Source organism: Streptomyces sp. SUK 48 (assembly GCF_009650765.1).
GTDB lineage: Bacteria > Actinomycetota > Actinomycetes > Streptomycetales > Streptomycetaceae > Streptomyces.
The window spans coordinates 78,594-100,836 of record NZ_CP045740.1 but is presented as its reverse complement, the minus strand read 5'-3'; the positions used below and the strand labels follow the sequence as shown (position 1 = coordinate 100,836).

The following is a 22,243-nucleotide window of genomic DNA, read 5'->3' as shown; positions in this document are numbered from 1 at the left end:
GTATTTTGCTGCTCGCAACGAAGGAGTACGAACATGCAGGGAATCCCCTCCGGGGAACTGGTGGAGCGGCTGGTGCGGCTCCTGCCCGAAGTCGTCCCCCACGTCGACGAGGCAGCCCGGCGGCACGGCATGCGCGCGTCGCAGGTGACCCACTGGGACCAGGTCAACACCCACCCCGGGACCTTCCTGTCCGAGGTACTCGTCTACCCGCTGTTCAAGCCTCTGATGACGTCCGCCGACCCGAGCCCCGAACAGGAGGACTTCCTGGCGCGCTGTTTCGAGTTCATCGAGGGTCTGGAGGAGAGTCCCGGGGGCGAGCTGGTGGACACGGCCCACTTCACCTTCCTGGAGAACCTGCTGGAGAGCAGAGCGGTACTCGACCGTGCCTTCCGGTTCGCCCTGCCGAGGACCCGGATGGAGATGCTCTCCATGCTGAGGGGCTGGAACATCCCCGTGGACCCGGCGTGGGAGGACCCTGCGGACACTCCGTGACACCTGAGCACGACGGGAGCGGGACACCGCGGCCTGATGCCGCTCCGGGCCGGCGGCGAAGGGCGACGCGCCGTCCTGCGGTGACGAGACGCCTGTCGAAGGTACCCGGAGGCGTAGAAGCTGCTGTTTGCGCCGGCCGGAGCCTTGAGACGGGCGTTCCAGAACAAGGCGTTCCGAAAGAACTTCGCATATGGGCACAGAGCCTCTACGCGGCGGCCGGAGCGGAAGAACTCTTCCCGTGGTTCGTCGTCATGTTCGGCATCCCGATCCGTGGCCCTCGTGGTCATGCTGCTTAACTGATCATTTCAGTATGAGAGGGGCAAGCCGAGGGGCTGTCAGTCCTCAAGGCGCTGAAGGATCTGTGTGAACTCGCCGTTCTCGATCAGCCCGGTGAGAACTTGGGTCATGTTGCTGATGCCGGCGTCACGGACGATGAGCCCGTCCGAGCACCAGAAGTACCGGCTTGCGTAGGCTTCGCCGCCGGCGGTCCATCGCTTCATGAGGATCTCGACCTGGGCGACGGTGATGATCGTCGCGCTCCACCGGGAACCGTCGTTGAGGTCCACGAAGACGTCGACGCTGTCCACGGACTCCAAGTCCTCGCCGGCATCCGGCAGGAACGCGGCCTCGAACTGCTCTGTGTGGACGCGGTACCAGGGTCCGTCCCAGCTGCCCGATGGTGTGCTGTGGCTCATCGGGCGAGTGTGCCGGGGCCGATTCGGCCTCCTCAACCGCTTTGTTTCTGAGACGCTTCCGGCGTGAACAGCGATCTTGTGCCCGATGACCTGTGGGAGCGGACAGCCCCGCTGATTCCGGCCCGGCCGCCGCGGCGGCACCGGTTTCCCGGACGAAAGCCGGTCGACGACCGTACTGCGCTGGCTGGGATCGTGTACGTCCTGCGCAAGGGAGTGTCCTGGGCAGACGTCCCGTCCGAACGGATCGGCTGCTCCGGCGTCACCTGCCGGCGGCGGCTGCGGGACTGGACCGAGGCCGGGATATGGCACCGCTTGCATGAAGCCCTGCTCGTCGAGCTGCGACGTGTCGGCCTGCTGGACATGGACGACTGCGCGATCGACGGCTCGCACGTCAGGGCGCTCAAAGGGGGGTGCAAACCGGGCCATCCCCAGTCGACCGCAGCCGCCCCGGCAGCAAGCACCATGTGATCGTTGACCGGCACGGCACTCCACTCGCCGTCTCGCTGACCGGCGGCAACCGGCATGACGTCACGCAGCTCATCCCGCTGCTGGACGCAATTCCTCGCATCCGCGGCCGCCGTGGCCGTCCCCGCCACAAGCCGAAGCGTCTGTACGCCGACCGCGGCTACGACTTCCGCAAGCACCGCCGACTGCTGTTGGCCCGGGGCATCGTCCCGAAGATCGCCTGAAGTGGCGCTCCGCACGGCTCCGGCCTGGGCAAGACCCGCCGGGTCGTAGAGCCCACGTTCGCGTGGCTGCACCAGTTCCAACGTCTGCGCATCCGCTACGAGATACACGCAGACCTTCACCAAGGGTTCCCTCTAACTCGCCTGCGCCATCATCTGCTTGAGGCGGCTACGCACCGCATTCTGAAACGATCAGTAAGTACGCGGGGTGCGGTAGTGACGGGCGGCCCACCTCTGGAAGTGCGGTGCCCGGGCGATGAGTTCCTCGTAGGCGGCCAGGGCGGCGCCGAAGAGTGTCTCGACCACCTCGTCGGACACGCGCTCGCGATGCCACACCAGCACGTAGCGGCACCACAGGGGTGTGCCGGCCAGCGCTCTGACGACCACGCCCGGGATCGGCTTGCACGTCGCCTGGACGACGGAGATTCCCAGCCCGTCCGCGATCATCCGCTGCAACTGGTCTCTGTCGCCGAGGAACTCGTGCACCGTGGCGGGGGTGAAGCCGGCCGCCCGGAAGGCGTCGTAACAGACCCCGGGCCAGCCCGCACCGTCGTCGGGTGTCAGGAACCAGGCGTCGTCCGCCAGGTCGAGCAGCGACACGTCCAACCGTGCGCTCGCCGGGTGATCGGCGGGCAGGGCGACGAAGCTGGGCTCGGTGACGATGCCGCGCCGCACCACGGCCTCCGAGTGCCCCAACTCGCTTCCCGGGTAGTCGACCGCGACGCCGACGTCCAGCGTGCCGTCCTCGAGCAGCCCGACGATCTCGGCCGAGGAATACACACTGCTCACCTGCGTGGCCAGCGCCGGCAGGACGGTGCGCGTCCGTTGCAGAAGGCCCGGCAGAATGGGCGTGTTCGTCGCGGCGAGCCGCAGCACCCGGTCGGTCCCGGGCCGTTCTGCGGTGGACCGCCGCCCGATCGCGCCGGCCAGCGCCACTATCTCGCGCGCTTGCACCACCACTTCGACCCCGAAGCGTGTCGGTGTCACCCCCGAACTGCCCCGGACGAACAGGTCTGCGCCCATCAGCCGCTCGATGCGCTTCAGCTGGCTGCTGACCGCCGGCTGCGAGCACCCCAGGACCGTGGCCGTCCTGCCAAGGCTCATCGTGTCGGCGATCGTGCACAGAATCCGCAGGTGTCGGAGCTCGAGTTCCATCAGCACCCGTTCCAGATCTCTGAGGAGTACACCGATTTTACCGCCGGCCAGGGCTTTGAGAGCGTCCGCCGCAGGCGTTCAGGGTCTCCCCGCGGTCAACCTCCGAAGACGGTGAAAGCCCCGGTCCGCGTGGGCCGCTCGTGCGGTGCCCGGTTCGCAAGGTGGCCCGGTGGGCGATCGCATGGGGCTTGCGCCGCGAGTGCCCGACCGCACCCGGAACTCCCCGCTCTCGCCGGCCGGTGTCCAGGCCGCCGTCCCTGACCACGCGGAGTCCACGCCCCGCACACGGCCTGGTCCGGACCGTGTTCGGCCGCTGAGGCCATGCGGCCCGAGGCCGTGCCCCGGCGGCCGCGCGGACCAGCGGACGAAGGGACCCGGCCGCTCGGGGAGCTGCCCGCATCCTGACCGCGGGGGCGGCGGGGCGGCGCGGCTGTTATCCGTACAACTGCGGCTTTCCCGGCTGGTCGGTGACGTCCCGGCCCGGCTTCGGATGCCCGGCGGAGGGCCGGCCCCGAAAGGCGCCGGGAAAGGCAGCCTCGGTCGGCTGCACAGCACCCCGCGGTCCGCGACGTGGAACGCGAGTCCGGTGGGCCTCACCTCGGTCGCGGCTCGAGCACGCCGTCCACGAGCCGGGTGACTCCCATGGGGTTGTCCGTGCGCAGTTCCGCGGGCAGGAGGGCGTCGGGGAAGGACTGGTAGCAGACGGGACGGAGCCAGCGCTCGACCGCGAGGCTCCCGACACTGGTCGTACCGGGTGAGGAAGTGGCGGGCCAGGGGCCGCCGTGCACCATGGCGTGGCAGACCTCGACTCCGGTCGGCCAGCCGCCCCACAGGACGCGCCCGGCCCGCTCCTCCAGGACCGGCAGGATGCGCCGGGCGGTCATCAGGTCGGCGTCGGTCCCGTGCAGGGTGGCCGTCAGCTGTCCCTCGACGCGCTCGAGCACGGTGAGGAGTTCGTCGGTCCCCGACCATCGTACGACGAGCCCCGCGGCGCCGAAGACCTCGCCGGAGAGGTGCTCATGGGCCAGGTAGGTGGCCGCGTCGCACTCGAGGACCACGGGGCCCGGCGCGCAGGAGCCCTCGCCGGGCACCCCCTGTGCCACGACGAAGACGCCCTCGGTGGCCGCCCACCGCGCCGATCCCTTGACGCATGCCTCCGCGATGCCCGGGGTGAGCATGGTCCGTCCCGGGATGCCGGTCACGGCCCCGGCCACCGCCGCACGGAAGGCATCGCCCGCGGCGCCCTCCGGCAGCAGCAGGAGGCCCGGGTTCGTGCAGAACTGCCCCGCCCCGTCGGTCAGTGACCCGACGTACGCGGTGGCGAGCGGGACGGGGTCGGCCAGGGCGCCGTCGAGGACGATCACGGGATTGACCGCCGACATCTCCGCGTGGACGGGAATGGGCACGGGTCGGCTGTTCGACGCCTCGACCAGTGCCAGTCCGCCGGCCCGGGAGCCGGTGAACCCGACGGCCGCGATTCGCGGGTCCCGCACCAGGGTCTGGCCGACCGCGGTGCCGCGGCCGACGAGCAGCGAGAAGACACCAGCGGGCGTACCGGTGCGCGCGGCGGCAGCCGTGACGGCACGGGCGACCAGTTCGCACGTGCCCGGGTGAGCCGGATGTGCCTTGACGATGACCGGGCAGCCGGCGGCGAGAGCTGACGCGGTGTCACCACCGGCGGCGGAGAAGGCCAGCGGGAAGTTGCTCGCGCCGAAGACGGCGACGGGCCCGACGGGGATCTTGCGCAGGCGCAGGTCGGCCCGGGGGAGCGGCCGGCGCTCGGGCATCGCGGGGTCGATACGGACACCGAGCGCGTCCCCGCTGCGGACGAGAGCGGCGAACATACGCAACTGCCCGCAGGTGCGCGCGCGTTCGCCCGTCAAGCGGTCGAGCGGCAGCCCGGACTCGCTCGCGGCGAGACGCGGGAGTTCATCGCCCAGTGCCTCGATCTCCTTTGCGCAGGCGTCGAGGAACGCGGCCCGGCGGTGTGCGGGCAGGGCCCGGTAGTCGCGCGCGGCCGCGGCGGCCAGTTCCGCCGCCTGTGCCACATCCGCGGGAGAGGCGTCCCGCAACCGCGGGCCTCGGGACTCGCCCGTCGTCGCCACTACGCCGTACCACGCCTCGCCGGTGCCGGGAATGTCACGGCCGGCCACGATCGAGTTTCCGGTCAGGTTCACTGCTCACCCTCACCCACGTCTCAACAAGGTCTCGCCGTGAATCCGGCGTTGTCTTCGTCTCGAGCAGGTGTATAGCCTACGTAATGTCATGTGACATTGCACAGAGGGGAGTTGGTGACCCTGAAAGTCGTCGTCGTGGGCGCGGGCGTCGTCGGCGCCGCGTGCGCCTTCCACACCGCCTCGGCGGGCATGGACGTCACGGTCGTCGACCGCAGCCCCGTCGGCGCCGGGACGACAAGCCGCGGTGAGGGCAACGTGCTTCTCTCCGACAAGGCACCCGGCCCCGAACTGGACCTGGCGCGGGCGAGCCGCAGGCTGTGGGACGAGGCGGGTGAGGAGCTCGGGCCGGAGTCGTTCGAGCTCGAACCCAAGGGCGGCCTGGTCGTCGCGAGCACCACCGAAGGGCTCGCGGCGCTCCGGGAGTTCGCCGCGCGGCAGGAAGCGGCCGGCGTCCGCATCGAACCGGTCGATCATGTGCGGGACATCGAACCTCACCTGGCACCCGGGATTCCCGGCGGCGTCCGCTACCCGCAGGACGCCCAGGTGCAGCCGGTCCTGGCGGCTGCCGCGCTGCTGCGGGGCGCCGTGCGGTACGGCGCACGTTTCCACACGGGTGCGGTCGTCGGCGCGGTGACCGGCAGGGACGGCCGGCTCGACGGCGTCCGGACGGCGGCCGGCGATGTCGTGCCCGCCGACGCGGTCGTCAACGCCGCCGGGACCTGGGGAGGTGAGATCGGCCGCCGGCTCGGCGCGCCCGTAGAGGTGCTGCCACGCCGTGGCTTCGTCCTGGTGACCGAGCCGCTGCCGCCGATGGTCCGGCACAAGGTCTACTCGGCCGACTACGTCGCCAACGTCGCCTCGTCCGACGCGGGACTGGAGACCTCGTGCGTCGTGGAGGGCACGCCCAGCGGCACGATCCTCATCGGTGCCAGCCGGGAACGCGTCGGCTTCGACGCGACGATGAACACCGCAGTGGTCGCCAGGCTCGCGGCACAGGCATGCCGGCTCTTTCCGTTCCTGAGCGAAATCCACCTGATCCGCGCCTACCGCGGCTTCAGACCCTACTGTCCGGACCACCTGCCGGTCATCGGCCCCGATCCGCGCGTGCCGGGGGTCGTCCACGCGTGCGGTCATGAGGGGGCGGGTGTCGGTCTCGCGCCCGCGACCGGCGCGCTCGTGACCGCCCACCTGCTCGGCCGTCCCTGGCGCGGCGTCGACCCGGCCGCGCACACCGGCCTGCTGCCCGACCGCTTGTTCGCCTCCGGAGGTCTACCAGAGTGAGCGAGATCATCGTCGACGGAGTGCCCCTGCCGTTCGTCGAGGGACAGACCGTCGCCGCGGCCCTCGTGGCCGCGGGCCGGGTCGCCTGGCGCACCACCCGCGTCCGGCACCGCCCGCGCGGCGTCTTCTGCGGCATCGGCGTCTGCTTCGACTGCCTGGTGAGCATCGAGGGAGCCGGCGGTCAGCGCGCCTGCCTGGTGCTGGCGGTCGCGGGTATGACCGTCACCACCGGGGAGCATGGCGATGAGTGAGCCGGCAGACCTCGTCGTCGTGGGCGCGGGACCGGCCGGCATGGCCGCGGCCGTCACGGCTGTGGCCGGCGGGCTGTGCGTCGTGCTGGTGGACTCCGGCCCCGCCGTCGGCGGCCAGTTCTGGCGCCACCCGCCCGAGCACGCGCGAGCGGCGATCCCGACCGGGGATCTGCACCATGGGCTGCGCGAGTACCGGGCCCTGTGCGAGGAGTTGGCGGCGGGCCGGGCGGCCGGCCGGCTCGACCTGCGTCTGGTGCATCACGTGTGGTCGGCCGTCCGCGACGAGAAGGATTTCGCGGTCCACGCGGTCGACCGGAGGGAAGCACCACGGGAGAGGGCGGTGGTCCTGCGCGCGCCGAGGCTCCTCGTCGCGACCGGGGCCTACGACCGTCAACTGCCCTTCCCCGGATGGGACCTGCCGGGCGTCCTCACCATCGGTGGCCTCCAGGCACTGCTCAAGGGCGGCGGCGTAGCGGCCGGGAGCCGGGTGGCGCTGGGCGGTACCGGTCCCTTCCTGCTGCCGGTGGCCGCCGCCCTCGCGGCGCGCGGGGTCGAGGTGGTCGCGGTGTGCGAGGCTGCTGACCCACGTGCGTGGCTGCGGCACCCGGGCGCACTGCTGCGCAACCCCGGCAAGTGGGCCGAGGGGGCCAGGTATGCCGCCGTGCTCGCTCGCCAGCGCGTCCCGGTCAGCCCGCGCACTGCGATCACCGGCGCCGAGGGCGGCGAGCGCGTGAGGTCGGTCCGGATCACCTCGCTGGCCTCGGACGGCAGCCCGCGTCCGGGCACGGAGCGACGGATCGAGGCGGATGCCGTCGGCGTGGGCTGGGGTTTCGTACCGCAACTCGACCTGCTCATTCCCTTCGGCTGCGCACTGACGGAGTCGGCGGACGGCAACGCGGTCGTCGCCGTCGACGAGGGGCAGCGCACCACCGTTCCCGGTCTCTACGCCGCGGGGGAGTCGTGCGGTGTGGGCGGGGCGCCCCTCGCGGTGGCCGAGGGTCGCCTTGCCGCGGAGTCGGTTCTCGCCGACTCGGGCGCCGCGCCGGTGCTGGGCAGGAAGCGCCTGGTCAGGGGGCGCGCCACGGTGGCGAGGCAGCGTGCCTTCGCCCGGGCGATGAGTCTTGCCCACCCGCTCCCCGCGGCTTGGTCCTCGTGGCTGACCGACGAGACCGTCGTGTGCCGCTGCGAGGAGGTGACCGCGGGCGCGGTCCGGGCGGCTGGTGTCGACGGCGGCGCGTACGACCACCGGCAGGTCAAGCAGTTGACCCGAGCCGGCATGGGCTGGTGCCAGGGGCGGATGTGCGGACCGGCCGTGCACTGTCTCACGGCACAGGAACGGCCCTACGTGCCCGCGGAACGGCTCATCGCGACACCCGTCAGCCTCGGTTCGCTCGCCGAACCCGATGAATGACCGTCGAAACGGGACGGACCACGGTGAGAACCAGCGAAGACCGACAAGGAGTGCTCATGACCGAGACCCGTAAGCCCTGGCACGGCGTCATCGTCGCGACCAGCCTGCCGTTCAACGACGACCTCACGGTCGACTTCGGCGCCTATGCGGACGGCGTCGCCTGGCTCGCCGAGAGGGGGCTGCACGGCGTCGCGCCGAACGGGTCGCTGGGCGAATACCAAACACTGACGGACGAGGAGCGCGACCGCGTCGTCGAGACGGCCGTCGCCAACGCCCCCGAGGGCTTCACCGTGATGCCCGGCGTCGGCGCCTACGGCGGTGTGGAGGCCCGGCGGCATGCCCGGTTCGCCAAGGACGCGGGCTGCCAGGCGATCATGTGCCTGCCGCCCAATTCCTACCGCGCCGACGACCGTGCGATCCTCGAGCACTTCGAGCTGGTGGCCTCGGCCGGCCTGCCCGTCACGGCGTACAACAACCCCATCGACACCAAGGTCGACCTGCGCCCGGAGCTGCTGGCCACGTTGCACGCCGAGGGGCTCATCGTCGGCGTCAAGGAGTTCTCCGGCGACGTGCGGCGCTGCTATGAGATCTCCGAACTCGCGCCCGGACTCGACCTCGTGATCGGTAGCGACGACACTCTCCTCGAGGTCGGCCTCGCCGGCGCCAAGGGGTGGGTCGCCGGTTATCCGCAGGTGTTCCCCGAGTCCTGCCTCGCGCTGTACTACGCCTCGGTCGCCGGCGACCTCGCGACGGCGCTGCCGCTCTACCGACAGATGCATCCGGTTCTGCGGTGGGACAGCAAGACGGAGTTCGTCCAGGCCATCAAGCTGGGCCAGGAGATGATCGGCCGCCCCGGTGGTGTCTGCCGCCCGCCCCGGCAGCCGCTCAGCCCGGACACGGAGGCCGTCGCCCGCGCCGCCACCCAGGCGCTCATCGACGCCGGGGTGAGGTGACCATGCGCTCGACCGTCTGCTACCACGCCGTCGACTCCCACACCGAGGGGATGCCGACCCGCGTGATCACGGGGGGTGTGGGCGTCCTTCCCGGGGCGACGATGTCCGAGAGGCGCCGGCGGTTCCTTGCGGAACGCGACCACCTGCGCACCCTGCTCATGTGCGAGCCGCGCGGGCACGCGTCGATGTCCGGTGCCATCCTGCAGCCACCGACGCGGCCTGACGCCGACTTCGGCGTGCTCTTCATCGAGGTCTCCGGCTGTCTGCCGATGTGCGGACACGGGACCATCGGCGTCGCGACGGTCCTCGTGGAGACCGGAATGGTCGAGGTCGTCGAGCCGGAGACCCTGGTACGGCTCGACACACCGGCGGGGCTGGTCACGGCCCGGGTACGGGTTCGCGACGGCCGCGCCGAGTCGGTGGCCCTGGAGAACGTCGCGTCGTACTGCCACGCCCTCGACCAGGTGGTCGACGTCCCGGGCTATGGGGCGGTGCGCTACGACATCGCGTACGGCGGCAACTTCTACGCCTTCGTCCGGACCGAGGACCTCGGGATCACCTTCGACCGGGCGGAGAAGCAGCGGCTGCTCGACGCCGGACTGGCCGTCATGGACGCGATCAACGAGCACAAGCCGGTGGCCCATCCGGAGAATCCGGAGATCAACGTGTGCCACCATGTCTACCTGGAGGCCCCCGGGTCGACCGCACAGCACTCCCGGCACGCCATGGCCATCCACCCCGGATGGTTCGACCGGTCGCCCTGCGGCACGGGCACCAGCGCCCGGATGGCGCAGCTGCATGCGCGCGGACAGCTGCCGGTCGGCCAGGAGTTCGTCAACGAGTCGTTCATCGGGTCCAGATTCGTCGGGCGCGTTCTGCAGGAGACGACCGTCGGGGACCGGCCGGCCATCCGGCCGTCCGTCACCGGCCGCGCCTGGATCACGGGGACCGCCCAGTACCTGCTCGACCCGTCGGATCCCTACCCCGCCGGCTTCACCCTCTGAACACGGACGCCGGGCGGTCTGCCTCCGGCCTGTCACGCGCCGCAGGCGGTTGGCCTTCTGACCGGCCCGTTGGCCTTCCCGAGCGCCCCGCTCGCGCGAGGCCCGGCGGATCGCCCGTGACGCGTACGCCTTGTCCGCGATGGATGACCGCATCAGGTCGTCTCGGGACCGACCGAGCGCCTGGTGAGCGGCCCCAACTTCCGGATCTTCCAGTTAATTCCCTGACCGCGCACCGTTGATCACATGCCGGTGATGCCTCCCACGGCCGGCGGAGCTGGCGACGCTGCCGCGCCTCATCGATGCGTTGTTCGGGCCGGGCTGGGCGCCGGAGGACAAGGAGCCGACGCCGCCGGGGCTGCTGGCCGGTCGCAGGGGCAAGGGAGCGGCGACCGACCGGCTCGGACTGCTGCTGATGGTGCTGAACACGCGGGCGTCGGGCTGGCTGCAGCTGTGCGGCGGCTCGGTGAAGAAGCGCGAGGGGCGCGGTGCGGCGACGCTGGCCCGGCTGCTGGGCTGCTCTCCCTCGGGGGCTCGGAAGGTGCTGGTGCAGCTGACGGAGGCCGGTGTCGTCGCACGGCACCGCAAGGCGACGGCGACGCGGATGAACGGCCGGGGCAAGGTCATGCCGCTGCCCGTGGCTCGCGCGTGCGGCCGCGCCCTGGCCCCTGTGGAGGCTGTTTCGCAGCCCGGCACCGTGTCTTCGGCGCGTCCCGATGGTGCGTGCGGATCGGGAGCGTCCCGATGGTGCACAGCTCCACACAGACCACGCGTCTATGGTTACTCCAGTAGTTCCTCCGCGGCTTGATTGTAGTTTTTCCGGCGAAGGCCATGGGGCTGAAGGTCGTCGTCCGGAGCGCGTGTGCGCGGGCGAGGACCAGCCCGTCGACGACGAGACCAACGCTGCCGAGACCGGGTCGACGGTGGCGCAGGACGGCCCGCTGCGCGGGGAAAAGCCGAAGAAGTTCCCGGCCGATGAGCGGGATGGGCAGCGTGCTGCCGGGGCTGGTGCTGGTGGCCGGCCGACGGCTACGGGCTGGGAAAAGGCGCGGCAGAAGCGGAGGGTGAGCCTTCCGGCTCGTCCTGCTCTGCAGATGGCGCTGGGGCCGGTCGCGGGGCTGTGGGCGCAGCTCTCCGGCTGGCAGCAGGACCAGGTCAAGGTGGCCGCGGAGGTGGAGATCAGGCGGCTGGAGAGCCTGTTGGAGCATCCGGGCGGCGGGCCGCGGCTGCTGGCCGACCGGCTCACCCACCGGCTGGAGGAAACCGGCGGCGAGGCGATGGTCACCGGCCCGTATGGGTGGCTGATCCGCAAGGGCCTGGTGCAGCGCCAGGCGTGCACAGACCGGCGCTGCGACGACGGGATCCGTCTCGACACCGGCGGCGAGTGCGAGATGTGCGGCAACGTGGTGCACATCCGGCGGGCCCGGCGGGTGAAGATCGCCGCGCAGGTCGACCGGGAACTGCCCGGCCTGGCCGCCGGCGAGCGCCGCCGGGTCCTCGAGGAGCGGCTTCGGGAGCAAGTGGCCATTGAGGCGGAGGACCTCGCGTGGCGGCAGGAGCGGGCCCGCGCGGAGCAGGCCCGCCGTGATGCGGCCCGTGCCGCTGCCCGGGAACGGGTGGAACGTGAGCGCCAGGAAGCGGCGGCCGCCGATGCGGTGCGCCAGGCCCTGCCGTGCGAGGACTGCGGGCGGCAGTGGTCGGCCGGGCTGTGCGAGGTGTGCGACCACCGCCGTCAGACCGAGACGCTGATCGGTGAGGCCGGGCTCCTCGCGGCGGCCGGGTCCGCCGACCTAGCCGACCCGGGCAGCGTCGCGGCCGTCACCTCCGAGGCCCGGGTGGCCATCGACAGCAGCATCGCCGCCGCATGGCATGAGTTCCTGCAGATCACCGACGTGGCCGCCCTCGAGGCCGACCCGGGGGTTGCGAGGGACGCGTACGCGTTCACCGCGTTCGAGACCGCGCGGCAGGTCGTCCAGGAGTTCCAGGACACCGCGCTGGCGGAGCTGGGCCGGACGGAGGCGGCCGAAGTCGAGGCCCGGCGGGAGTTCAAGGCTGAGCAGGGCCGTCCCTGGTTCCAGCACAACCCGACCGGCGCGGACGCCGTCGCCGCCACGACGAAGGCCGCCGACGCGGCCCGGGAGCGCGTGGCCAGATACCTGCTGGCGACGCGACTGGAGAAGCTTCGCGAGCAGACCGCCGCCCGCACCGACACGGCCGCGGCCGCGCCGTGGACGACAGGCTGCCGACACTCCTCGTGCGCCCGCTGACGGCGCAGCCACCGGGGCTGTATTCGGCGTGAGAACTAAACCGAGCCGGGGTCTCGCTGGTTCTGCTCCCGGTTCGGAACATCCCCGCGTCGGCGGGGAGGACCTCCACGTGCGGCCGGTGTCATGCGGCACGAGCGGAACATCCCCGCGTCGGCGGGGAGGACGCACCAGGCCCAAGCACGGCACACCTCTTGCACGGAACACCCCCGCGGCGGCGGGGAGGACGCTTCCTGACCTGCGTCTTAAGAACGATTTTGCATTTCCTTTGCGGTTGCTGCGGCTCCCATCCGTATCAGGGTGAGACCGTCGAAGTCCTCGGGGACGCGGCGTTGTGTTCCGGCGGTACGGACCGAGTAGCCCTGTTCGGTTGGTGCGGGGTGGACGAAGACGGCAGCTCCGTCGCCCACGGTTTCGGTGACGGCCTGCCAGAGTTGGTCACGGACGCGTGCGGAGACGCTGCCGACGAAGATGCCGGCGACGACTTCGCTGGTCCATCGGCTGAGGGCGCCGCGTAGGTGGTCGGGAACGGCGGTGGTGGCGATGACGATCATGGAGGGCATCAGGTGTTTCCTGAACCGTAGTTGACGCCGGCCGGGAGAACGCCGGCTTTGGGGTCCCAGAGGTGGACCATCTGGACGTCGTGTTTCTCCTGCGGCTCATCGTCGTCTGTGTGCACGTCGATGCTGTTCATGTCGCGCGGTGTGAGGAGGGTCTGGACGTCTCGGACGATGCGGGGCAGGAGTTTGAGGAGGCGGAGGTTTTCGCGGAAGCGGCGGCGGGCGTCTTGTTCGGGGTTGTCGGAGTTGTGGAGGGCGAAGGCCAGGGGGAGGGCTGTCTCGGCCTTGTAGAGATCGGCGATGTCGTAGACGAAGGCGTGTTGGGTGCCGGCGTGGACGAAGCCGAGGGCTGGGGAGAGGCCGAGGGCGAGAAGGGCCGCGTGGACGATGCCGTAGAGGCAGGTGTTGGCGGCGGACAGGGCCAGGTTGACGGGGACTTGGGTGTCCCATTGGTCGGGGCGGTAGTTGCGGCGGAAGCGGCCGATGCCGTGTTGTTGGGCGAGGATCTTGTAGAAGGCTTTCATGCGTTGGCCTTCGAGTCCGCGTAGTTGCTCGAGGGTGACGGTCTTGGGGAGTTCGGTGTCGTTGAAGCGCATGCCGTACATGCGTACGGCGACGTCGAGGCGTTGTTGCGGGTCGGACCAGCAGGCGACCTGTTGTTCGAGCCAGTGGGTGGTGAGGGAGTCGGGGAGGATGCCGGCGTAGGCGCGGACGCCGCCCGCCCCGACACTCACGACGCTGGTGCCGTGGCGGGCCAGGGTGTTCAGGGCGGGGGTGGTGATGGAGACGCCCGGGCCGAGAAGGAGGCAGGACAGGGCGGCGGTGGGGATGTAGACGAGGTCGGTGTGTTCGGCGTCGGCTTGGATCTGGGCGCAGACGCCGGTGTCGTCCTGTACGACGCGCACCATGTCGAGGTAGAGGAACGACAGTGAGTCGGCGATCCTCGGGAGCATGGCGAGGGTCGGGGAGGGCTTGGAGTTGTTCGAGGGTCCGGCGTCAGGTGCCGTCGCGCTGCCATCGGCGGAACAGCCCGTACATCGTCTCCCATGGCCCTGACCGCGCGGGCAGGTTGCGCCACGGGACGCCTGCAGCGTGCTGCTCTTCCACCTCGTCGTTGCGCTGGAACGACTGCTGCTCCTGTGAGTCCGGGAGATCACCGGTCGGCTGGTCTCCACCCAAAGTTCCACCCGTGGGTCCAGGCGCTTAAAGGACCGTGCCAGCAGGCTTGCAGCATGACAACAACCGACTGGATCACCGACATCGCCCTCCTCCTCGTCGTCTTCCGGCAGTTGAGGGAGGGCCGCCTTGACGCCAAGTCGTACGTGATCCCGCTGGGGATCGTGGCTTTCGTCGCGCACAGCTATCTGAACAGCGTGCCCACGGCCGGCAACGACCTGGTGCTGATTGGCGCGCTCGTCGCCGTCGGCGCGGCCCTCGGGATCGCGGGCGGCGTCTACACCCGTATACGCAAGGTCGGCGCGCATCTCTTCATCAAGGCTGGCGCGGTCTCCGCGACCCTGTGGGTGCTGGGCATGGGGGCGCGGATGGGGTTCCAGCTGTGGGTCGACCACGGCGGCGCCGACGACGTGGCCCGTTTCAGCCTGGCCCACCAGATCACCACGGGGGACGCGTGGGTGGCCGCGTTCGTACTGATGGCACTCACCGAGGTGGTCACGCGGCTGGGCACCATATTCCTCCGCGGCCGCATGATCACCCGGGAGCAGCGGCCGCCGGCGGTGGACGGACGCTCCGCGGCGGTCGCCGCGGACCGGACGGTATGAGTACCGGTTATCGTCGCGCCGTGTCCGCTTCCGACAATCCACCAGCCCCCGGTCCCACATCCGAAGGGGAGACCGGTCCTCGGATCGTGCTCCGGCACGACGTCTCTCTCCAGTGGGCAGTCACCCTGCTGATCATCGCCATCGCGGTCTTCACCGTCCGGCCGGTGGGTGTCGGCGGCCGCGGCCTGGCCGTGGTCGCCCTGTTGGTGGTCAACTCCGTCGCCCTGACGGCCAGACATCTGCCACCCGCCTTCCCACGCCGGGCCGCGCTGGTCTGGCTGGCCGCCGGTGTCGTGGCGTGCGCCGGCCTACTGGAGGTGAGCAACAGGGGCTCCGGCTACCTCTTCGCCTACTTCCTCGTCGGCCACGCCGGCTACCGCCTCGCCCTCAAGCCAGCCCTGGCGGTCGCGGCCCTGTCCAGTCTGCTGTGCGGTGCTGTCTTCTATTTCTATGTCGGCCCCGATCACCAGGTGCTGACCTGGACCTTCGGCCTCAGCACAGGTATCCCGGTGGTGGCCGGAATCCTGGGCCGCAGCAGGCAGCAGGCAGTGGAGGCGAGACTTCAGGCTGCCGAGTCCGCCGAGCGGGCCGCGCGGGCCGAGGCGCGGACGGCCGTGCTCACCGAACGCGGCCGCATCGCCCGCGACGTCCACGATGTGCTGGCGCACTCGCTGGCCGGGATCAACATGCACCTGGAGCTGGCGGACGCCTTGATCGACACCGGTGACCTGGAGAAGGTCCGCGTGGCGCACAACAAGGCGCAGAGCCTTGTCAGGGAGAGCCTGGAGCAGGCCCAGTGGACTGTGCACGCGCTGCGCGAGGACTCCCTTCCGCTGCTCGAGAGTTTGACCGCCATGATCGAGTCGTGTGGCCACCGCGAGGTGCTCACCGTCACCGGGTCCGTCCGGGAGCTGTCGGCACAGGTCACCCAGAACGTGCTGCGCATCGCGCAGGAGGCGCTGACCAACACGGCCCGGCACGCTCCTGGGGCCGAGCTCGCCGTGGAGCTGGCGTTCGACGCCGCCTCGACCAGGCTTGCCGTCCGCAACGGGCCTGCGACCGGTGAGGCGGCCGCAGGGGCCGGCAGCGGTATGGGGCTGATAGGAATGCGTGAACGCGTCGCCCTGCTGGGCGGCACCCTCACCGCGGGTCCGCTCACCGAGGGACCGGACCGGGGCGGCTGGCAGGTGGAGGCAGTGATCCGAGGATGACGACGAACGGACCGGCCCAGGAGCCGCGGAACCCGCAGGATCCGCTGACCGAGCGCCCGTTGAAGGTGATCGTCGCCGACGACCAGGCCAGCGTCCGAGAGCCCCTGGCCGCGGTGCTCGGCATGACCGAGGACATCGACGTCGTGGCCGCCGCCGCGGACGGTACCGAGGTGCTGGCCGCCGTGGCCGCCACACCGGTCGACGTCGTCCTGATGGACCTGCGCATGCCGGTGATGGACGGTACCGAGGCCACCCGCCGGCTGAGCGAGGAGTACCCGGGAACGGCCGTGGTCGTGCTGACCACCTTCGCCGACGACGACTCGATCCTGGCCGCCCTGAGCGCCGGCGCCCGCGGCTATCTGACGAAGAACGCGGGGCGGCAGGACATCGTCCGCGCGATCCGGGTCGCCGCTGCGGGACAGTCCGTACTCGACTACGAGGTGCAAAACCGCCTTCTGGCCACCGTCCGCACGCGCCCGTCGGCCGACGCACAGCCGCTTCCCCGCGATCTCACCCGCCGCGAACGCGAGGTGCTCACCCTTATCGGCCAGGGCCTGCCCAACCGGGCCATCGCCGAGAAACTCTTCATCAGCGAGGCCACGGTCAAGACCCACATCAACAACCTGTTCGCCAAGGCGGGCATCCAGGACCGGGCCGACGCCGTCCGCCGCGCCATCGCGGCCGGTCTGGCGTGACCCGGCCCCGGCCGGGCGGTCAGGCCGTCCCGTCAATCAGCGCCGAGCGTCGGCTACGGGAGTTGACGCGGTTCTCGTCCCTGCGGTGATCGCGGTGCGGTTCTGGCTGACGGGCTGGCTGCCGGGCCCTGGGGCCGTTCGGGCGGTGCCAGGGCACGCGGTGACTTTGAGCGCTCCGCCCCGTGAGCACTACCAGAGTCTACACAGTGACGGTAAAAATCGACACTGTGTAGACTTTCTGATGGGGGAGCGGTCCGGCTCCTCGCGCGACCTCTGTGGAGGAACAGTGCAAAAGCAGAACTGGCTCGTCACCGGCGTCAGCACGGGCCTCGGACGTGCCTTCGCCGAGGCCGCCCTGACCGCAGGCCATACCGTCGTCGGCACCGTCCGCTCCGAGGAGGACCTGCGGGCCTTCGAAGAACTCAGGCCCGGTAACGCTCACGGTCGCCTGCTGGACGTGACGGACGACGACGCCGTCCCCGACGTTGTCGCGGAGGTGGAGCAGAGCGTCGGCCCTTTGGATGTCGTCGTCGCCAACGCCGGCTACGGCCTGGAGGGAACCTTCGAGGAAACCCCGCTGGCCGAGGTGGGGCGGCAGTTCGAGGTCAACGTGTTCGGGACGGTGTCCACGCTGCGGGCGGCACTGCCCCGCATGCGCCGACGTCGCCGCGGACATCTGATGGCCGTCACCTCCATGGGCGGGCTCACGGCCGTGCCCGGCATGTCCGCCTACTGTGGCAGCAAGTTCGCCCTGGAAGGCATCCTCGAGGCGCTGGGCAAGGAAGTCGCGCAGTTCGGTATCCACGTGACGGCGATCGAGCCCGGATCCTTCCGTACCGACTGGGCCGGGCGGTCCATGACACGCGCAGCGCGGGCCGTCGACGACTACGACGAGCTGTTCACTCCCATCCGCGAAGCGCGGCAGAAGGCCAGCGGCAACCAGCTGGGCAATCCAGCCAGAGCCGGGGACGCCCTCGTGCACATCACTTCGGTCCAGCGCCCGCCGGCCCACCTCGTCCTGGGCTCGGACGCGCTGCGACTGGTCACCGCCGCCCGCACGGCCGTGGACGAGGACATCCGCGCATGGGAGGCACTCTCCCGTACGACCGACTTCGCCGACGGCGCGCAGCTCTGATGCCCGGCCACTACCCCGCGCGGAGCCGTCGCGCCGGCGAACGCAAGGGCGACCTCCGGGAGCGGGCCATCCTCGACACCTGCGAGGCCCTGCTGGCGCACAAGGGCTACGACGCCATGACCATCGGCGACATCGCCCAGGGCGCCGGCATCACCCGCGGCGCGCTGTACTTCTACTACGGTTCCAAGCAAGAAGTGGTCACGGCACTGGTGGCCCGGACCGTCGAGCACCTGTGGGAGCGGTCGAGGGCAACCGCGGAGGCCGACGAGCCGCGCCGGGCCATCGCGGCAGCCATGCAGCGCACGGTCGAGTTGTGGAATGAGCACGGCCTGGTCATGCGCACGGCGATCGACCTGTCGTTGTCCGTGCCGGAGATCGGCGAGCTGTGGAACCACACGGCTGACCTGTTCATCGCCGCTATCACCGCCGTCCTGGAACGCGCTGGCATCCAGACCGGCACCGCACCGGACCAGGCCCCGGCGATGGCACGCACCCTGTGCTGGATGATCGAACGGACCTTTTACCACGCCTCACAGGAAGCCCGCGAGAAGCTCCAAGATGCCTCGGCGACATGCGAACACATCTGGCTGACCAGCGCCGGTCTGACCACTTGAGGTATCCGCCATGGACGCGGTGAGCCGCGGAACCATGAAGTTCCGGTCGGGCCTCGCCCAGTGAAATGGACACCTCTTCGCGTCGTTATGCGATGAGGGTGCTGGTGGCCAGATGCCAGCTCGAGGCGGGTCGGCTCCTCGGCGAACTTCCTGTAAGCAAGAGGACGCGGAGTGGTCTCGGCGGTTTCGCATGTTCCTGCACGGGCGGGCGTGGACGCACGCCGGGGGCCGTTGGCGCTGTTCAACCAGGCGGTGGGCTGGCTGCGCCGTCAACGGGGGCTGCTGCCGGGGGTGAGCGTGCTGGCGGAGAAGGAGCGGCTGAGGCGTTGCCGCAGCTTAAGAAGGTGGCGCGCACGCTCGCGCGGCGGCGAAGGTGCTGTTCGAGGAGCTGGAGCTGGTCGAGGAGCACAGCGCGGACCTGGACGTGGCCGCGCTGTGGGCGGCGGTGGAGGACGTCGCCCCACACGCCGCCGTGATGAGACAGGGATCAGCCGTAGACCTGGACCCTACTGCCCTGCGCTCCGACGATGTAGACGAGGTTGCCGCTCGGGTCGTACTCCCAGTAGCCCGCCTGAACGATGTAGGTGCCGTTGTGGACCCCGATGTCCTTGGTGTTGAACTGGATCGACCCGTCATCCTGGTTCGAGCTCAGCCATTTGGTACCGAGGCACCCGAAGTCCGCCACCTGGGTGGTGGTGTTGTCGGCGTTGAGCTGCAGCAGTTGGGCGCAGGGGAAGATGTTGACGTGGTTCGGGTTCTTGTAGTTGATCTTCCCGGAGACGCCCGTGCCGTGGTCTCCCACGCTGCACGGCAACTCGCTGATCCCGTAGGTCTCGTTGGCGTAGCCCTTGTCCCGGCAGCCGCCGTCACTGGTGTTGGCCGACGCGCTGGAGGCCGTGGTGACGCCGGTGGCCAGCAGCGTGCCGAGAATGGCAAGCGCGGCGGCGGCTCGCTTCGCGCCGGACGGGCCAAGGATCTTCTCCATGATGCCTCTCTCCTGTGGGTGCAACTGGATTCAATGAGTCTGGGCTGGCCCGAGCCGACGACTCGTCCGGGCCTGCCGTGGACAATGTCCAGGCTGGCCGGAACGGTTGGACACAGTCACGCTTCCCACACGAACCCACTCAGTCCACTCTTAGACTCGCACCGTCATCAACACGGCTGGACGACGCGGGGGGCGTAGTGGTCGAGCAGCGGGGCAAGATGCCGGATCCGAGTCAGGCGACTGATCTGGCCGAGTTCGTCGGCCTGCTAGGCGAATTGCGCGCCTGGGCGGGGTCGCCGTCCTACCGGACGCTGGCCAAGCGGGTCGGAGCAGCGGTGCGGCCGGCACGCGTCGTGTCGCCGTTCACGGTCACGGACGTCTTCAAGGTCGGTCGGCGTCGCCTGGACCTGGACCTGGTCGTGGGAATCGTCCGGGCGCAGGGGGCGGAGGAGCCTGCCGTTGATCTTTGGCGCACAGCATGCATCAAGGTCCACGGACTGGCCAGGACCGGCGGACCGGTCGGGGTCTTCGGTCAACTACCCACGGACCTGGCAACGTTCACCGGGCGCCAAGTGGAACTCACGCGCCTGATCGCGGCCGCGGCGCAGGATCACGACCGCGCCGGTGCCAACACGGTCGTTATCTCCGCGGTCGAGGGCATGGCCGGGGTGGGCAAGACCCAGCTCGCGATCCACGCCGCCCACATATTGGTACGCACCGGGCACTTCACCGACGTGCAGCTGTATGTGAACCTGCGCGGTTTCGACCCCGAGTTCCCGCCCGCGGACCCGTCCGCGGTGTTGGAGGCGTTCCTGCGGCAGCTGGGAGTAGCCGCGCAGCAGATCCCCGAGAGCCGGGATGAGCGGGCGGCGATGTACCGCGACCGAATGCGGGACCGTCGTGCCGTGGTGCTGCTCGACAACGCCGCTACCGAGGACCAGGTCCGCGACCTCATCCCAGCCGGGCCCGCGTGCCTGGTCCTGATCACCAGCCGCCGCACTCTGGCCGGACTCGACGGTGCCACCCCGCACCTGATCGACACCTTCACCGACACCGAAGCACTCGACCTGCTCACCCGGATCGCCGGACACGAACGTGTGGCCGCCGAACCCGAAGCCGCCGCACGCGTCATCGACTACTGCGACCGCCTCCCGCTCGCCCTGGCGCTGACCGCCGCCCGGCTGCGCTCCCGGCCCGCCTGGAGCCTGGCCGAACTCGCCGACCGGATGCGGGCCAGGCGTCTGGAGGCGATCAGCGCCGGCGGCCGCGCCATACGCCCAGTGTTCGACGCCTCCTACCAGGCGCTCCCGGACAAGGCGCAGCAAGTGTTCCGACTCATCGGCCTTCACCCCGGTCCGGACTTCAGCGCGGCAGCGACGGCCGCATTGGCGGGCATCACCGCCGACGAGGTCTCCGAGGTACTGGAACTGCTCTTGGACGAACACCTGCTCCAGCAAAAACGCAGCGGGCGCTACGAGCTCCACGACTTGCTGCGCGCCTACGCCAATGAGCAGGCCGACATCATTGACCCTGACCAGGACCGCAGCGCCGCAGTGCACCGGATGCTGGATCACTACGTGCATACCGCGCACGAGGCCGCCCGGCTAGTGGAACGGGGCCGGGACTCGCTAGACCTGCCTCCGCCGCAACCGGGGGTCTGCCTGGAGAACTTCGCCGATCACGAGCGGGCACTGGCCTGGTTCGCCACCGAACAGACCGTGCTTCTCAGCGCCGTGGGCTACGCCACCGCCACCGGTTTCGACGCCCACACCTGGCAACTGGCCCACGCCCTCGCCACCTACCTCGACCGGGGCGGGAACTGGCACGACCTTGCCGCAGTCGGCAACACCGCAATAGACGCCGCCGACCGGCTGGCCGACCCCCTCGGGAAAGCCATCGCGCACGCTATCGTCGCCCGCGCCCGCCTCCGCCGTGGCGACTATGACGACGCCCGGCATCACCTACGCCACGCCCTCGAACTGTTCGGCCGGATTGGTGACCTGGCTGGGCGAGCTGGCACGTACCTGGAACTCGCCCGAGTGAAGGCATGGCAGAACCCTCCTGCCATTGCCGAAGGACTTACGCTCGCCCGTCGAGCCCGCGCCCTCTACCAGTCCTGTGGACACAAGTTGGGGCAGGCCCAGACCCTCACCGCTATCGGCTGGTCGCACGCGCGCCTCGGCGACTACGCAAAGGCATTGACCTGCTGCCGACAGGCTCTGCCAGTCCTGGAAGAATTCGACGACCGTGAACGGCAAGCCCATGCCTGGGACAGCATTGCCTACGCCCACAGCCACCTGGGTCAGCACTCCCAGGCCGTCACCTGCTACAAAGTCGCCCTTGACCTGTGCCGCGAACTCGGCGACCGCCCCCTGGAAGCAGACATCCTTAGTCGCTTCGGCGACGCCCACCATGCCGCGCACTGCCCCGACGCAGCCCATGACGCCTGGCAGGGTGCTCTGAACATTCTCACCCAACTCGATCACCCCTACGTCAACCAGATCCGCGGCAAGCTCGCTCTGCACGGTGACGGGCCGAAAATCTCGGACAAGGAACGTGTCAGAGGGCGGTATGAGCTTGACGTCCAACCTCGCTCGACCGCTATGCGTCGACGTCACCGACACCGCGCTCCAGGCCGTACAACTCATGGGCACGAAGGCCGTTCCGCAGAGGTCCGGCGGCGCCCGGCTCGCCGCCCTGCAGACCGGGCTAGTACTGCAACGGTGCTTTTCCTGATGGTTGGGCAGGTTCGGGTGGTGTGTGGCCGCGTCGTTGGTAGTGGCTGATCCGGGCTTGGTGTTGTCGTCGGCGGCGCCAGCGGGACCAGTGCAGGATGTGGTCGAGCGGGTCTGGTCGGCGGTGGGTGAGGCGGTGGATTAGGCGCCTGAGTTCGGGA

At 70.2% G+C, this 22,243-nt stretch carries 19 protein-coding genes and 4 pseudogenes; 15 read left to right on the top strand and 8 right to left on the bottom strand.

Annotation, left to right across the window (positions count from 1 at the left end; translation table 11 throughout):
- Positions 1–33: 33 nt before the first annotated feature.
- Positions 34–492: a hypothetical protein gene (locus GHR20_RS00440; RefSeq protein ID WP_153811767.1), complete on the top strand. Its 459-nt coding sequence runs from the start codon at positions 34–36 to the stop codon at positions 490–492.
- Positions 493–827: 335 nt separating this feature from the next.
- Here the strand turns inward: GHR20_RS00440 and GHR20_RS00435 are convergent, their stop codons facing one another.
- Positions 828–1,187, bottom strand: coding sequence for a hypothetical protein (locus GHR20_RS00435; RefSeq protein WP_153811766.1), 360 nt, complete (start codon positions 1,185–1,187; stop codon positions 828–830).
- Between the two features lie 63 nt (positions 1,188–1,250).
- Between GHR20_RS00435 and GHR20_RS00430 the strand changes: the two are divergent.
- Positions 1,251–2,012: pseudogene (locus GHR20_RS00430) on the top strand (IS5 family transposase).
- A gap of 53 nt (positions 2,013–2,065) precedes the next feature.
- Here the strand turns inward: GHR20_RS00430 and GHR20_RS00425 are convergent.
- On the bottom strand, positions 2,066–3,028 hold the full coding sequence (locus GHR20_RS00425; protein ID WP_153811765.1) for a LysR family transcriptional regulator: 963 nt from the start codon (positions 3,026–3,028) through the stop codon (positions 2,066–2,068).
- Between the two features lie 593 nt (positions 3,029–3,621).
- Entirely contained in the window at positions 3,622–5,205 is a 1,584-nt protein-coding gene (locus GHR20_RS00420; RefSeq protein WP_153811764.1) for an aldehyde dehydrogenase (NADP(+)), read from the bottom strand.
- A 114-nt stretch (positions 5,206–5,319) separates the two neighbouring features.
- On the opposite strand from GHR20_RS00420, the gene GHR20_RS00415 reads away from it, so the two are divergent.
- Genes GHR20_RS00415 through GHR20_RS00395 form a run of 5 tightly spaced genes read left to right on the top strand, consistent with a single transcriptional unit; the run spans position 5,320 to position 10,105 of the window.
- Entirely contained in the window at positions 5,320–6,486 is a 1,167-nt protein-coding gene (locus GHR20_RS00415; protein ID WP_153811763.1) for an FAD-dependent oxidoreductase, read from the top strand.
- Positions 6,483–6,737 carry a (2Fe-2S)-binding protein gene (locus GHR20_RS00410; protein ID WP_153811762.1) on the top strand — a complete coding sequence of 85 codons (255 nt, stop codon included), beginning with the start codon at positions 6,483–6,485 and terminating at the stop codon, positions 6,735–6,737. Before GHR20_RS00415 ends, GHR20_RS00410 begins: the two co-directional genes overlap by 4 nt.
- A complete protein-coding gene (locus tag GHR20_RS00405; RefSeq protein WP_153811761.1) occupies positions 6,730–8,148 on the top strand; it encodes an FAD-dependent oxidoreductase in 1,419 nt (472 codons plus the stop codon). Before GHR20_RS00410 ends, GHR20_RS00405 begins: the two co-directional genes overlap by 8 nt.
- A 56-nt stretch (positions 8,149–8,204) precedes the next feature.
- Positions 8,205–9,101, top strand: a complete 897-nt coding sequence (locus tag GHR20_RS00400) for a dihydrodipicolinate synthase family protein (protein WP_153811760.1) — start codon at positions 8,205–8,207, stop codon at positions 9,099–9,101.
- Between the two features lie 2 nt (positions 9,102–9,103).
- Entirely contained in the window at positions 9,104–10,105 is a 1,002-nt protein-coding gene (locus GHR20_RS00395) for a 4-hydroxyproline epimerase (protein WP_153811759.1), read from the top strand.
- Between the two features lie 11 nt (positions 10,106–10,116).
- Here the strand turns inward: GHR20_RS00395 and GHR20_RS37170 are convergent.
- Positions 10,117–10,339, bottom strand: a pseudogene (locus GHR20_RS37170) (hypothetical protein); the annotation flags it as partial.
- Between the two features lie 857 nt (positions 10,340–11,196).
- Here GHR20_RS37170 and GHR20_RS36625 point away from each other — a divergent pair.
- Positions 11,197–12,369 carry a hypothetical protein gene (locus GHR20_RS36625; RefSeq protein ID WP_194858757.1) on the top strand — a complete coding sequence of 391 codons (1,173 nt, stop codon included), beginning with the start codon at positions 11,197–11,199 and terminating at the stop codon, positions 12,367–12,369.
- A 242-nt stretch (positions 12,370–12,611) separates the two neighbouring features.
- On the opposite strand, the gene cas2e is transcribed toward GHR20_RS36625, so the two are convergent.
- From cas2e to GHR20_RS00375, 3 genes and pseudogenes are all read right to left on the bottom strand, one after another.
- Positions 12,612–12,929, bottom strand: coding sequence for a type I-E CRISPR-associated endoribonuclease Cas2e (gene cas2e, locus GHR20_RS00385; RefSeq protein WP_153811758.1), 318 nt, complete (start codon positions 12,927–12,929; stop codon positions 12,612–12,614).
- Complete coding sequence (gene cas1e / locus GHR20_RS00380) at positions 12,929–13,879, bottom strand: type I-E CRISPR-associated endonuclease Cas1e (protein WP_153811757.1); 951 nt, start codon at positions 13,877–13,879, stop codon at positions 12,929–12,931. The genes cas2e and cas1e overlap by 1 nt, the downstream gene beginning before the upstream one ends.
- A gap of 46 nt (positions 13,880–13,925) precedes the next feature.
- Positions 13,926–14,012: pseudogene (locus GHR20_RS00375) on the bottom strand (transposase); the annotation flags it as partial.
- Positions 14,013–14,158: 146 nt separating this feature from the next.
- On the opposite strand from GHR20_RS00375, the gene GHR20_RS00370 reads away from it, so the two are divergent.
- From GHR20_RS00370 to GHR20_RS38245, 6 genes and pseudogenes are all read left to right on the top strand, one after another.
- On the top strand, positions 14,159–14,707 hold the full coding sequence (locus tag GHR20_RS00370) for a hypothetical protein (protein WP_111581434.1): 549 nt from the start codon (positions 14,159–14,161) through the stop codon (positions 14,705–14,707).
- Positions 14,704–15,918, top strand: a complete 1,215-nt coding sequence (locus tag GHR20_RS00365; protein WP_153811756.1) for a histidine kinase — start codon at positions 14,704–14,706, stop codon at positions 15,916–15,918. Before GHR20_RS00370 ends, GHR20_RS00365 begins: the two co-directional genes overlap by 4 nt.
- Positions 15,915–16,613 (top strand): response regulator transcription factor, encoded by a 699-nt coding sequence (locus GHR20_RS00360; protein WP_153811755.1) that lies wholly within the window; start codon positions 15,915–15,917, stop codon positions 16,611–16,613. The genes GHR20_RS00365 and GHR20_RS00360 overlap by 4 nt, the downstream gene beginning before the upstream one ends.
- Before the next feature lie 286 nt (positions 16,614–16,899).
- Entirely contained in the window at positions 16,900–17,748 is an 849-nt protein-coding gene (locus tag GHR20_RS00355; protein WP_153811754.1) for an oxidoreductase, read from the top strand.
- Complete coding sequence (locus GHR20_RS00350; RefSeq protein WP_153811753.1) at positions 17,748–18,362, top strand: TetR/AcrR family transcriptional regulator; 615 nt, start codon at positions 17,748–17,750, stop codon at positions 18,360–18,362. The genes GHR20_RS00355 and GHR20_RS00350 overlap by 1 nt, the downstream gene beginning before the upstream one ends.
- Positions 18,363–18,522: 160 nt before the next feature.
- A pseudogene (locus GHR20_RS38245) lies at positions 18,523–18,840 on the top strand (DUF4158 domain-containing protein); the annotation flags it as partial.
- A 9-nt stretch (positions 18,841–18,849) separates the two neighbouring features.
- On the opposite strand, the gene GHR20_RS00345 reads toward GHR20_RS38245, so the two are convergent.
- Positions 18,850–19,347, bottom strand: coding sequence for a hypothetical protein (locus GHR20_RS00345; protein WP_111581430.1), 498 nt, complete (start codon positions 19,345–19,347; stop codon positions 18,850–18,852).
- A gap of 197 nt (positions 19,348–19,544) precedes the next feature.
- On the opposite strand from GHR20_RS00345, the gene GHR20_RS00340 reads away from it, so the two are divergent.
- Complete coding sequence (locus GHR20_RS00340) at positions 19,545–22,133, top strand: tetratricopeptide repeat protein (protein ID WP_153811752.1); 2,589 nt, start codon at positions 19,545–19,547, stop codon at positions 22,131–22,133.
- Positions 22,134–22,243: the final 110 nt, after the last annotated feature.